This is a genomic window from Mucilaginibacter tolerans (assembly GCF_030519375.1).
Classification (GTDB): domain Bacteria; phylum Bacteroidota; class Bacteroidia; order Sphingobacteriales; family Sphingobacteriaceae; genus Mucilaginibacter.
In genome coordinates this window covers 193,253-206,497 of sequence record NZ_JAUMKB010000004.1, presented here as the reverse complement: position 1 = coordinate 206,497, position 13,245 = coordinate 193,253, and the positions used below count along the sequence as shown (strand labels likewise).

Genomic DNA, 13,245 nt, shown 5'->3' with positions numbered 1-13,245 from the left:
CATAAAAAACCGTTAATATGAGACATAAACTACTTTATTTATCTTTTTTATTGGTGATTGTAACTACGGGGTGTTTAAAAACTTCTTCGAATAACCAGCCAGCGCCAACACCATCAGGAACATTCAGTGGACAATATAAACGCTTTCACCGGCATACCAGTGTTGGAGCATGGGATACTGTAAAGACAAATCTTACCGTAAAATTTTCCACTACCGATAACACGTACACTATCACAGGTGCTACAACTTCAATACACGCTAATAGCTATGGGACATTTACAATGAATTGGCCCTATATAGGATTCACGGATCAAACATATTCTTCATCAGACACCTCCAAAGTAGCGCACCTGCTGGGATATTATAATTATAACTATGACGGCACTAATTTGACAATATATGCAAGTAGCGCCGATACTTTACTTTTAGGGTATACCCTAAAAAAAGTGACAAATTAACAATACTGGACAGCATTAGTAAAGCCGGCAACATAGCCGGCTTTCTTTTTTAAGCGCAAAACGCAAAATATTTTTACAGTAATTGTAGCGATATTGGTGCCTGCTTCGTAACCATTACGAATATCAAATTAGTTAGTATAGATCGAATAATATTTTTTAATGCATCCACCCCAACGTATTGCCGAAGATGAATTGATAAGGCAATGCAAAGCAGGCAGCTTAAAATACCAGGAACTGCTTTATAAGCAATTCTATGGCTATGCCATGGGGATTGGACTACGATATAGCCTTAAAAGGGATGATGCATTAGAAGTTGTAAATGACGCTTTTATAAAAGCGTTCAACTCAATGGGCAACTATGATACCACTAAACCTTTTAAAGCATGGCTGCGGACTATTGTGGTAAATACTGCAATCGACAGGCGGCGTAAGGACCTTAAATTCCAGTTAAATGTAGAGTTGGAGGATGCCGGACCGATCATCAGCTATGTCAATGCCATTGATAATTTAGGTGTGCAGGATATTTTAAGTATGATGAAGGAACTGCCTTCTATACAAGTCACCATATTCAACCTATATGAAATAGACGGCTATAATCACGATGAAATTGCTGATATGCTGAATATCCCCGCAAGTTCTTCAAGAGTGTATTTAAGCCGGGCAAAAGAAAAATTGAGAAAATTAATTAAAACGGAAACACAAAATCATGGATGACCCGTTGGATAACGATTTAAAAAAACGCATCGGGGAGGTGTTCGACAACTATAATGACGAACACGCCGATGAAGGCTGGCTGCTGCTCAGGGAGAAATATCCTGAAAAGGCCCGCCGACGCGCTGTGGCATGGCTCTGGTGGAGCTCGGCAGCAGCCGTGTTATTGTTATTTTTAGGAATACTGCTGATCAATAAAACCCCTGAAAAAGAGAACAAACTGGCAGGTAATAAACCGGCCATTAATCATCCTGTAATCAAAAGTATTGAACCTCAAAAAGATAATAACGTAGTTAATAATAAGAACGCCGATAGTGATAAGGCCGCTGACAGTGTAATGAATACCGTACAAACACAGTTGCTTGCAGATAACAAATTGTCTACCCGTGCACATACAAACACAACCAGCAAAAAGGCCCGGGAGCATCTAAACACATCTGATAGGATGGCTAACAATACCGGGAATAAAACAGCAACTGCTAATAATGGAGCTCCTGCGAATAATATCACTGGTCAAAGCATTGCAGCTATAAACCCATCAAATATTTCTGAAAATCAACCAGTTGTGATGTCAAAAGCCGACAATGCCGCAAAAATTGATCCCGGTATAAATAGCGTTACCCAATCGTTAGCCGTTACCAAATCAAATAATAATGGAGTGAATATGCTGGATCAATCCAAGCAGTCAAACAAAACCCTTTTTGCAGACAATGAAGTGCCTAAAGATAAAAAGACCAAAACCCAGGAATATTCAGGTCGCGCTGTGCGGTTTGGTATATATGCAGCAACTTATGTTAATTATGCAAGGGGTAGCAATAACAGGGTAAACGAAGGGCTCGGTATCAGTTCGGATATTAGGCTAAGCAGAAAGCTGAACTTATCTACCGGAGTGGCTATCGGGCAAAACTCGCTTAGTTATGGTAACCAGCTTCCTCCAGAACAGGCAAAATTACTTGCTGCATCAAATGCATCGGTGTCATCAAATACTCTGGCTGCTGAAGCGTATAGCAAAAATGGGTTCTCAGCAGCTACACCTTCTTTAAAAAATTACAATGCAAGCCTGGTTGGATTGGAAGTGCCTATCAACCTAAAATACCAGTTCAATCCGGCGAAGAGCGCGACTTTTGTTTCAATCGGTGTAAGCTCCGGCACTTTTATTAAAGAAACTTACACCTCTACCTATAATTATGTAACACCGTTTGCTTCGAACCTGTCACAAACAACCGATCAGTCGTTACAGCAAAATTTTAATAGTTTTTACTTTGCAAAAACGCTGAATTTTTCATTTGGAACAGGTTACAGGATTGCAGGTAACGACTTGATCATTGAGCCATTCGTAAAATATCCTATTCAGGGCATGGGTGCTCAACAGATAAAATTCGGTTCAGGCGGAGTGAATCTTAAATTTAATTTCCCGGGAAGGCGAAAATAAGAACACGATTACGGGATTTGAATTGATCTATAAGATTCCTGGTTGAAGTAGTTGTAATCCTGACCAATCTCTAAAATCCAAGAATCGTGTTCTTATTTAAAACGGATGGCTTTTACCGGGGATATTTTGGTTACCAGTGTCGATGGCACGATCAATACCAAAACGCATATCACCAGTGTGCCAATATTTAGCAAAACAATATCAAGCCAATGTACTTCTATCGGTACAAATTTCATGTAATAGGATGCCTCGTCCAGTTTAAAGAAATGTGTAGCCGATTGGAACAAGCCTATGCCTAAACCGAAGATATTTCCCAGTAACAGCCCCAGACCGATTAAATAAGAAGCATTATAAAGGAATATTTTTTGTATAACCCAGTTACCCGCACCCATGGCTTTGAATATGCCAATCATTGAAGTACGCTCGAGAATCATAATCAATAGCGCCGAGATCATATTGATGGTAGCAACAATAAGCATCAACACAAGCATTACCTGTGCATTTACATCCAATAGTTTCAGCCACTCAAAAATGGTTGGATAAATGTCACTAACTGTATATGATTTCAGTTTTAGCGGCATCTTATCACTCAAAAAATCGTTTGCTTCATCAACATGGTCAAAATCGGCCACACGCAATTCATATCCTCCTATTTCGTCGGGATTCCAGTTATTGAGCTTCACTAGCAACGAGAGATCGCCTACAACAAAGGTTTTATCGATATCCTCCACTCCCACATCAAATATCCCAACAATGGTAAATGGCCGTTTTTTCAATGGTTCTTGCACAAAATACATCAGGAATTTATCGCCTACTTTCAGGTTCAGCCGGCTTGCGGTATAGCTTGAAATCATGATTTGCTTTTGAGCCAAAGTCGTATCGCTAAAATCGATCATTTTGCCCGTGACCAAAGTCTTCTTGAAAAAAGTCCAGTCATAATTTTTATCTACCCCTTTTACCACTACCCCTTCTATCTCAGTACGGGTTTTAATGATTCCCGGCTTGGTGGCAATAGGCATTATATGAGTGAATAAGGAACTTGCCTGTACTTTCTTTACAAAGGCATTATCGACATTAATAGGTGAGTTCTGATCGGAATAATTATTATCGAATTTCTGTACCAGGATATCACCTGAAAAGCCCCGCACTTTTTGCTTGATCTCTGTTTTAAACCCTCTGATGACGGCAACGGTTAAGATCATTACCCCTAAACCCAGCATGATACCGACTATAGCTATACGCACGATCAGTTTAGAAAAAGTGCGGTTCGACTGGAACGAAATACGGGCAGATATAAATGAGGCGAAACTCAATGCAGAATGATTTTTGTACTTTAGCAAATATGCAGATTTCGGGTGAAATGCTCCGACTTTATCCGTATTTATGCAGTATAATTTACCAAACGGCTTATCTATGAAACGACTGCGGCTGATTATATTTTTATCCGCTATAACCTTACCCGGGTTTCTCCGGGCGCAGGGAGCGCTGCGGACAGGTGCCGACCAGACTGAGCTTTATGTGAACTACCTGAAAAATAAGAACATCGGCATGGTGGTCAACCAAACCTCGGTGATTGGTAAAAATCAGGTATCCAGTGTAGATAGTCTATTAAAACTTGGCATTCGCATTAAAAAGATATTCGGACCTGAACATGGATTCCGCGGAACAGCTAGCAACGGTGCTTCTGTGGATGATACCATGGACCCTCAAACCGGCATACCGGCAATCTCCCTGTACGGAAAGCACTATAAGCCCACCTCCGCTGATTTGCAAGGACTAAACCTGGTGGTATTTGATATTCAGGATGTTGGCGCACGGTTTTACACATACCTCTCTACCCTACATTACGTAATGGAAGCTTGCGCCGAAAATCATATTGAACTGATGATCCTGGACCGGCCTAATCCCAATGGGTTTTATGTTGACGGCCCAGTGCTGGATACTACTTATCGGTCATTCGTCGGGCTTGACCAGTTACCCATAGTACACGGATTAACTATTGCCGAATATGCAAAGATGATTAATGGCGAGGGGTGGCTTAAAAATCACGTGAAATGCAAGCTAAAAATCATCAAAGTAGCGGGATATAGTCATAATACCCCTTATACTTTGCCGATTAACCCTTCGCCAAATTTAAATACAGCACACTCTATATTACTTTATCCGAGCATTTGCTTGTTTGAAGGAACTGCTGTGAGTTTGGGCCGCGGTACTTTGGTACCCTTCCAGGTATTGGGCCATCCATCTTTAAATAAGCAATTCAGATTCGCTTTTACACCAATAAGCATTCCGGGTATGAGTGAGGATCCGCCACAAAAAGACAAACTTTGTTTTGGTATCGATCTTAGAGGTTACGACGTAAACCAGTTCAGAATCAGCAAAAAAATCGATATATTGTGGCTGAAAAAGCTATATGATGTGTTTCCTGATAAGGAACATTTTTTCAATGCATATTTTACCAAACTGGCCGGAACAGATGAGCTAAGGAAGCAGATTGAGGCCGGAAAAAGTGAAGAGGAGATACGAAAAAGCTGGGAACCGGCGCTGAGCAGGTATAAAGAGATGCGAAAGAAGTATCTATTATATAATTAACAAAAAAAAGCATTTATCATAACTTAAAACACCTATACCGCATATGAGAATTGTTTTTATGGGCACACCCGAATTTGCAGTAGCATCATTGGAGGCGCTGATCGAATCCGGAAGCGATATTGTTGGAGTGGTTACTGCACCGGATAAACCTGCAGGCCGCGGACAAAAGATGAGCGAAAGTGCCGTAAAACAATATGCGCTAGCCAATGGCCTAAAGGTGCTTCAGCCAGTAAAACTAAAAGATGAACAGTTTCTGGAAGAACTGAGGGCTTTACGCGCTGATCTGCAAGTAGTGGTTGCTTTTCGCATGCTGCCTGAGGTTGTTTGGAGTATGCCACCCCTGGGTACTATTAATCTGCATGCCTCATTATTACCTCAGTACCGTGGCGCTGCGCCAATAAATTGGGTACTCATCAATGGCGAAAAAGAAAGTGGGGTGACTACTTTCTTCCTGAAGCAAGAGATCGATACCGGGCATATCTTATTTACCGAAAAGATCACCTTAACAGGCCATGAAACTGCCGGAGAATTGCACGATCGCCTGATGGATAAAGGCGCGGGATTATTGGTTAAAACTGTAAAAGCCGTAGAAAGTGGCCGTTATACAGAAAATCCGCAGGAACATTTGGCTGAAGGCATCGAACTAAAGCATGCACCCAAGATATTTAAGGAAGATTGCAATATTAACTGGAACCAACCAGCAGAAAAGGTCTACAATTTCATAAGGGGACTTAGTCCATACCCCACAGCCTACACCATGTTAAATGATAAAATATTAAAAGTATTCGGTGCTGAATATGAACTGGCCGAAACAGGCGAACAGCCCGGTGAGTTTTTCTCAGACAACCGCACCTTTTTAAAAGTCTCGGCAACGGATGGTTTTGTCCATTTGACGGATGTTCAGTTGGAAGGTAAAAAGCGTATGGGCATTGAGGAATTTTTAAGGGGCGTGAGATTGTAACTCAAATCAATTTAACGTCATAAATAAACAATCTTCTTACGACACACCTATTAAAATCTATTTTTGCGCGATGATGACAAACGGGCAATCCGCAAGAATAGAACAGTTAAGGGCCGAAATTGAACCGCTGCGCCAGCAGCTTACCGGCCATGATCTTTACAAGAACATCCGCACTATTGACGACTTGCGCATTTTCATGGAACACCACGTTTTCGCCGTATGGGATTTCATGTCACTGCTAAAATCACTACAACAAAAGCTTACCTGTACGGATGTTCCCTGGATGCCTGTTGGAAACGCCAATACCCGTTACCTGATCAATGAGATTGTTCTGGGCGAAGAAAGTGATGTAGATGCCGAAGGCAACCGTATCAGTCACTTTGAGATATACAAACAAGCAATGCAGCAAGCCGGCTGTAATGATAATGGCATCAACAATCTTTTTGCTGAGCTGAATGGCGGTAAAAATATCGATGAGGCATTGATCATAGCTGATATACCCCAGGTGGCACGCAAATTTGTTCAGCATACGTTCGATGTCATCGATACGAGGAAAGATTATTTATGTGCTGCAGTATTTACTTTTGGGCGCGAGGATCTGATACCCGGCATGTTTATCAGGATGGTGAAAGAGATTAGCCAACAATTTCCAGGTAAGGTTAATACCCTACTCTATTACCTCGAACGTCACATCGAGGTAGATGGCGAACATCATTCGCAATTGGCCTACCAAATGACAGCTGAACTGTGTGACGATGATGATGCCAAATGGATGCACGCTACAGATGCTGTAAAAGAATCGCTGAAGGAACGTATTGCTTTGTGGTATGGGATATTGAATGAAATACAGGTGGCGGCAAGCATCTAATGCTCTAACTTATTGAGCTCCCCTATCAACCCTTTGCTTAGCTGATTGAAATAGCGTTTCACACCAAAACCCATCACCCATTGGATGCCTTTGGTAGCATTGGTCAGAAAAACCTCATCGGCTTCATATAAAATGTCCGGGTTGATCTGCGCCTCGGTGAATGGAATATTGCTTTGTTTGGCCAGTTTGATCACGATCTGCCGCATTACACCTTCTACACAACCTTCACTTAATGCCGGGGTGTATAAATGACTTTTATACCACACAAATATATTCGAGCTGCTCGCCTCACATAATGATCCGTTTTGATTGAGCAGAAAAGCATCATCCAGCCGATTCTGTGTTTTGAATATCCCCGCCAGCACATAGATCAGTGAATTGCAGGTTTTGATGTTCGACAGGAAGTTGGTGGGCTTGGTTACTTCGGTAAAAATGTCCATAATCAGGCCCTTATCATTCAAAAAATAACGGGGCTCGTCCATCGGCTGCAACTCCAGGCAATAAGCCATTTTGTTTTGAGTTGGCGCATAAAGACCCTCGGCGTCACGAAAGACCGTTAGCCGCAATCTACCGTGCTTTATTTTATTACGGGTGGCCAGTTGCTCCACTTTTTCCTTCAAAAACCAGCTATCCATTTGCGAGTAGCCGTCAATTTTCAGGGCCTTCATCCCGCGTTGAAGACGGTCGGCATGCTGATCGGCAAATTTCAAATGTCCCTTCATCAACCTCATGCTTTCAAACAAACCATCGCCATACCTAAAGGCACGGTTGGCCGTCGTAAGCAAACGACTATCGCCAGGGAGCAATTCGCCATTAAAGTTGATAAATAAAGGCATCATTTTATTAGATTTTAGATTTGAGACATGAGATTTGAGAATTTGCACATCGCATTAATTTAAGACTATTTATGGCTTTTTGTTCTCATATCTCAAATCTAAGTTCTCACATCTATCGCAGAATATTTACGCCATTTTTGCAACACAGATTCAAAGTCCTGAGGTAAAGGGGCTTCGAAATGCATGTATTTTTTTGTGCTTGGATGCGTAAAACCTAATGTTTGCGCATGAAGTGCCTGGCGTGGCATTAGCTCAAAACAATTCTCAACAAATTGCTTGTATTTGCTAAAAACTGTGCCTTTGATGATCTTATCACCTCCATAAGTTGCGTCGCTGAATAATGGGTGCCCAATATGTTTCATGTGTGCCCTGATCTGATGCGTCCGGCCAGTTTCCAATTGACACTCGACTAATGTTACATAATTCAACCGCTCCAAAACTCTGTAGTGTGTAACCGACCATTTCCCTTTCTCAGGGTCGTCATAAATGGCCATTACACGCCTGTCGCTGACACTGCGGCCAATATATCCCGTGACAGTCCCGTCATGCTCTATATCTCCCCAAACCAAAGCAATATATTTCCGGGTGATGGTATGCTCAAAAAACTGGCGCGCCAGGTAGGTCATGGAGCGCTCATTCTTACTGATAAGCAACAGGCCCGAAGTATCCTTATCAATCCGGTGAACCAAACCAGGCCTACCATCATTTCCCGGTAAAGTAGGCAATTGCTGAAAATGGAAGACCAAGCCATTAACCAATGTACCGGTATAGTTATTATAACCCGGATGCACTACCATACCTGCCTCCTTATTTACCACCAGCACATCATCGTCTTCATAAATGATATTTAGCGGTAGTTCTTCGGGGTAAACCTCCGTATCACGAGGCGGATGAGGCAACACTACCGAAATGATATCGAGCGGCTTTACTTTGTAACTGGCTTTTACGGTTTTGTCATTAACCAGTACGTTTCCCTGCTCAATTGCGTTCTGAATACGGTTGCGCGAAGCATTCTCGATACGGTGCATCAAAAATTTATCGATACGCAGTAAAGACTGGCCTTTATCAACCAAAATTCGTAAATGTTCGTATAAATCCTGTTCTTCCTGCTCCGGTAGCTCGTTTTCAGTTATCATTGCAGCAAAAATACTCGTTTTTATACTATTAATTATTTATACACGCTACAAACAAAAATTATGAAAAGACTTAAGCCCCTGTTAGTTGTAATTGCTATTTTATTTACCGCTTACAAAGCATCGGCCCAAAGTGCATTTTCCGGCCTGATCAAAGCCGGACCTGATGATGCTACAAAGCTATTAAATGCGTACGCCGACCCTCTTTTTAAAGGATTTGGTACCGGCATGAATAGTAACTGGACTAACACTGCTAAAACAAAAAAACTGCTTCATTTTGATATCCGCGTAAGCGGAACAGGTGCGCTGGTTCCATCATCTGATAAAACTTTTGACGTAACAAAAATCGGCTTATCTAATCATTTAGGGCCGCAGGATCCGACACAAACCATCGCACCAACATTTGCGGGTGATAAAAATGGCACACCACCTACGCTGAATGTGTATGATGATAATCATCAAAAGGTAAGCGAGTTTCAAATGCCTACAGGAAAGCTATCCATTATCCCGTCACCACAGATACAAGTAACAATAGGCTTGATAAAAAATACTGATATTACAGTAAGGGGCATTCCTCGGATCGACTTTGGGAGCGATGTAGGTAGTGTTTCAATGATCGGAGTTGGACTAAAACATAATATCATTCAGGATTTTGTCGGTAAAAAAGCGGATATGGTGATCCCTTTTGATCTGGCAGTTGCACTTGGATACAGCAGGCTTAATATGAGCGTACCGTTGGATGTAAAACCAGATCAAGGTGCCCAACCGGCCAATGCACAGCAATCAACCGACTTCAGCAATCAACATTTTGAGGGACATTTTAATAGCTTCATAGCCCAGGCAATCGTTTCAAAAAAACTGATATTCTTTACACCTTTCCTGGCAGTCGGCTACAGCACTGCCAATGCTAACGTGGCAACCATTGGTAATTACCCCGTAACAACGGGAGCAACGCTTCTTGGGGGGCCTACTTATACTACGTTCGCGAATCCTATTAATATTAAAGAAACCACGGTCAGTGGCGTTCGCGCCGATATTGGTTTTCAGTTAGAACTGGCTTTCTTCCGTTTTTATGCTTCGTACAGCGCAGCAAAATACCAATCCTTTAGCGGAGGTTTTGGATTTGGTTTCTAACTTTGCTTAATGAGTATCGATTTTGAGATCTATAGCCCTGTCCATCAAATTCATGATAAACTGTTTGATGAGCAGGGCTTAAAAGTTTTCATTAAGCGCGATGACCTCATCCACCCGATCATCTCGGGGAATAAATGGCGTAAGCTGAAATATCTCTTAAACGAAGCTCAATCGCAAAACAAAACGCACCTGGTTACTTTTGGCGGGGCCTATTCCAATCACTTATTAGCTACGGCTGCAGCGGCTGCAAAGTTTGGCTTCAAGTCGACCGGCTTTGTGCGCGGTGAAGAAGTGAACAATGATACGCTGTTCTTATGTCGCCTGCATGGCATGAATTTGAAATTTACTGATCGTGAAAGCTATCGCGATAAGGAATCGTTGTTTAATAAACATTTTGCAAACGATAACGAAGTTTTTTTTATTGATGAAGGCGGCTCATCCGCATTAGGCGCAAAAGGTTGCAGCGAACTGATGGCTGAACTAAGCGAAACATTCGATCATATCATATGCGCCTGCGGCACCGGAACAACGGCAGCAGGCATTATCAATGGTATCACTGATCATCAGCTTCTTACTCAATTTCACGGGGTGCCTGTATTGAAAAATGGTGAATTTTTAAGAAAAGGTATTGATCCTTTTCTGGAAAAACCATCAACTTATCATCTCCACACTGATTACCACTTTGGTGGCTACGGAAAAGTAAATGACGACTTGATTTGTTTTGTTAAACAATTCGTTGCCTCTACGGGGATACTGATCGAACCTATTTATACTGGCAAAATGTTATATGCTTTGTATGATCTTGCTGCTCAAAATTACTTCTTACCCGGCAGCCGGATATTGGCTATTCATACAGGCGGCATATGGGGCCTATTAGGTATGAAAGACAAGTTCAAAATCTGACTTTTCACGCAGAAATTTTCGATTCCTGAGGGGGGAATTTTTCCAAAACCCTAAGAACTACTTTAGCAATCAGTCCAAAATATAGGTTTAAACAATTTAAAGTTACTTTTTGGCATATCGGTTCAAAAACCGCCTAAACTATTGCTTTTGAGCACATTTTCGTAAATTTGAAAACAAACCGATTGCATATGTATAACCTATTAGTTGCTCCCGAAAACGTGCAGGATTCATTGAAAAAGCATATCCTCGCAGATGGCTTTGACCTTACTTTTGACATGGAAAAAAGTAAGGGTGTTTATATTTACGATGCCAAGTATAAACGTACTTATCTTGACTTTTTTACCTGCTTTGCTTCGGTACCATTAGGTTATAATCACGAAAAAATGGTAAACGACGAGGAGTTCAAAAAGAACCTGATGCTGGCCGCGCTGACCAATCCATCCAACTCAGACATTTACACGACGCAATACGCCCAGTTTGTAGAAACTTTCGACCGGGTGGGGATTCCGGACTATTTGCCACATGCTTTTTTTATCTCTGGCGGCTCTTTAGCCATTGAGAATGCCCTTAAAGTGGCCATGGATTGGAAAGTACAGAAGAACTTTTCAAAAGGCTACACCAAAGAAAAGGGCTTTAAAGTATTACACTTTGAACATGCCTTCCACGGGCGCAGCGGCTATACTTTGAGTTTAACTAATACCCTGCCTGTAAAAACCAAGTGGTATGCCAAGTTCGACTGGCCGCGGGTATCGCACCCAACAATGCATTTTCCTTATTCGGATGCAAATCATGAAGTTCTATTAAAAAGAGAGGCACTATCTATCAAACAGATAAAAAAAGCATTCGAGGTAAACAAGGATGATATTTGTGCTATAATTATTGAGCCAATACAATCCGAAGGTGGTGATAATCACGTTCGCCAGGAGTTTTTGGAACAATTGAGGATCATTGCCGACGAAAACGACGCAATGCTGGTCTACGATGAAGTGCAAACAGGTGTTGGCCTTTCAGGCAAATTCTGGTGCCATGAGCATTTTGGCGAAAAAGCCCGCCCGGATATAATTGCATTCGGTAAAAAAATGCAGGTATGCGGTATTCTTGTCGGCAAAAAAGTTGACGAAGTAGAAAATAACGTTTTCCGTATTCCATCGCGAATCAACTCTACCTGGGGTGGTAGTTTGGTAGATATGGTGCGGTCATCCAAAATTATGGAGATCATTGAAGAAGATAATCTTTGCCAAAACGCGGCCACAGTGGGTGAATACCTTCAAAACGAACTAATCAAAATAGCAGAACGAAATTCGTTGATCAGTAACGTAAGGGGTCGTGGGCTGCTTACCGCTTTCGACTTCCCGGACAAAGCTAAACGTGACACTTTTATTAAGGAAGGGATGAAAAGAAATGTGATGTTCCTGGGTTGCGGCAATCAGACCATTCGCTTCCGGCCTGCACTCATCATGGATAAAGCTCACATCGATGAAGGGCTTTCCGTATTGCAGGAAGTATTAGGCGTATTATAATAAGCTTGTAATAATTTTGCTACAAAGGGCTTGTTTTGATAAAAAACAAGCCCTTTTTTCCTAATATAGATACTATATATGCACTTTTACGTTTATTACTAACCCGAATATTAATATATACTATTTTTTAAATCCAAACGGTAATATTTCCGTTATTATGGGTAATTAGTTTTGAATTTTAAATATTCCAGAAGGATAGTATACTTATACCATGAGCAAGCATATTGAAAAATTAAAAAAGCAACTTTTAGAAATCTCCGAAGTTGTTAACTCATTCCGTTCTGAGGCAGTGCAGGTGAAGGTGATTGACCGACTGCTGGATGCGATGGTTGAATCGGAAAAAGGAGAAACCGACGGAGTTGATGCGTTCAACAGAAGAGCGCGCAGAGCAAGGCAAACGGATGATGATGAGACCCTTTCGACTAACGGGCGTAAAAAACCGGGAGCTACAAAGGTTTTGAATCAGCTATTGTTAACTGATTTCTTCAATTCCAGCCACTCCATTTCCGAAATAGCCGAATATTGCAAAGAAAGCTATGATTCCGATTTCAAGACATCTGAACTTTCAGGAATACTATTAAAGCTTGCTAAAGAAAATAAATTGAAGCGTGAAAGAAGCAATGATAATAACCGCTTCGAGTATGTTAAGGTCTAAAAGAATGCCGGGACGCCCCGGATTAATCGGGGCGTCTCTGCC

The 13,245-nt window shown here is 41.6% G+C and carries 13 protein-coding genes; 10 read left to right on the top strand and 3 right to left on the bottom strand.

The window, feature by feature from the left end:
* Positions 1–17 precede the first annotated feature (17 nt).
* From Q3A68_RS07585 to Q3A68_RS07575, 3 genes are all read left to right on the top strand, one after another.
* Complete coding sequence (locus tag Q3A68_RS07585; RefSeq protein WP_302900459.1) at positions 18–458, top strand: hypothetical protein; 441 nt, start codon at positions 18–20, stop codon at positions 456–458.
* 159 nt (positions 459–617) lie between these two features.
* Positions 618–1,172, top strand: a complete 555-nt coding sequence (locus tag Q3A68_RS07580) for an RNA polymerase sigma factor (protein ID WP_302900458.1) — start codon at positions 618–620, stop codon at positions 1,170–1,172.
* Positions 1,165–2,601 (top strand): hypothetical protein, encoded by a 1,437-nt coding sequence (locus Q3A68_RS07575; RefSeq protein ID WP_302900457.1) that lies wholly within the window; start codon positions 1,165–1,167, stop codon positions 2,599–2,601. The genes Q3A68_RS07580 and Q3A68_RS07575 overlap by 8 nt, the downstream gene beginning before the upstream one ends.
* A gap of 92 nt (positions 2,602–2,693) precedes the next feature.
* Here the strand turns inward: Q3A68_RS07575 and Q3A68_RS07570 are convergent, their stop codons facing one another.
* Positions 2,694–3,914, bottom strand: coding sequence for an ABC transporter permease (locus tag Q3A68_RS07570; RefSeq protein WP_489671730.1), 1,221 nt, complete (start codon positions 3,912–3,914; stop codon positions 2,694–2,696).
* A gap of 100 nt (positions 3,915–4,014) precedes the next feature.
* Here Q3A68_RS07570 and Q3A68_RS07565 point away from each other — a divergent pair, with 100 nt between their 5' ends.
* From Q3A68_RS07565 to Q3A68_RS07555, 3 genes are all read left to right on the top strand, one after another.
* Complete coding sequence (locus Q3A68_RS07565; RefSeq protein ID WP_302900455.1) at positions 4,015–5,193, top strand: exo-beta-N-acetylmuramidase NamZ family protein; 1,179 nt, start codon at positions 4,015–4,017, stop codon at positions 5,191–5,193.
* Positions 5,194–5,236: 43 nt separating this feature from the next.
* Positions 5,237–6,154, top strand: coding sequence for a methionyl-tRNA formyltransferase (fmt, locus tag Q3A68_RS07560; protein ID WP_302900454.1), 918 nt, complete (start codon positions 5,237–5,239; stop codon positions 6,152–6,154).
* A 70-nt stretch (positions 6,155–6,224) separates the two neighbouring features.
* Positions 6,225–7,022: a DUF3050 domain-containing protein gene (locus Q3A68_RS07555; RefSeq protein ID WP_302900453.1), complete on the top strand. Its 798-nt coding sequence runs from the start codon at positions 6,225–6,227 to the stop codon at positions 7,020–7,022.
* Here the strand turns inward: Q3A68_RS07555 and Q3A68_RS07550 are convergent.
* The gene (locus tag Q3A68_RS07550) at positions 7,019–7,861 is read right to left on the bottom strand and encodes an aminotransferase class IV (RefSeq protein WP_302900452.1); all 843 of its coding nucleotides are present in this window, start codon (positions 7,859–7,861) and stop codon (positions 7,019–7,021) included. The genes Q3A68_RS07555 and Q3A68_RS07550 overlap by 4 nt on opposite strands.
* Before the next feature lie 95 nt (positions 7,862–7,956).
* The gene (locus Q3A68_RS07545; protein ID WP_302900451.1) at positions 7,957–8,994 is read right to left on the bottom strand and encodes an RluA family pseudouridine synthase; all 1,038 of its coding nucleotides are present in this window, start codon (positions 8,992–8,994) and stop codon (positions 7,957–7,959) included.
* Positions 8,995–9,054: 60 nt separating this feature from the next.
* Here Q3A68_RS07545 and Q3A68_RS07540 point away from each other — a divergent pair, with 60 nt between their 5' ends.
* The 4 genes from Q3A68_RS07540 to Q3A68_RS07525 all read left to right on the top strand — a co-directional run bounded on the left by Q3A68_RS07540 (position 9,055) and on the right by Q3A68_RS07525 (position 13,203).
* Complete coding sequence (locus tag Q3A68_RS07540; RefSeq protein WP_302900450.1) at positions 9,055–10,125, top strand: DUF6588 family protein; 1,071 nt, start codon at positions 9,055–9,057, stop codon at positions 10,123–10,125.
* Positions 10,126–10,134: 9 nt separating this feature from the next.
* A complete protein-coding gene (locus Q3A68_RS07535) occupies positions 10,135–11,028 on the top strand; it encodes a 1-aminocyclopropane-1-carboxylate deaminase/D-cysteine desulfhydrase (RefSeq protein WP_302900449.1) in 894 nt (297 codons plus the stop codon).
* A 188-nt stretch (positions 11,029–11,216) separates the two neighbouring features.
* Positions 11,217–12,548 carry an L-lysine 6-transaminase gene (gene lat / locus Q3A68_RS07530; protein ID WP_302900448.1) on the top strand — a complete coding sequence of 444 codons (1,332 nt, stop codon included), beginning with the start codon at positions 11,217–11,219 and terminating at the stop codon, positions 12,546–12,548.
* A 211-nt stretch (positions 12,549–12,759) separates the two neighbouring features.
* Positions 12,760–13,203, top strand: coding sequence for a hypothetical protein (locus Q3A68_RS07525; protein WP_302900447.1), 444 nt, complete (start codon positions 12,760–12,762; stop codon positions 13,201–13,203).
* Positions 13,204–13,245: the final 42 nt, after the last annotated feature.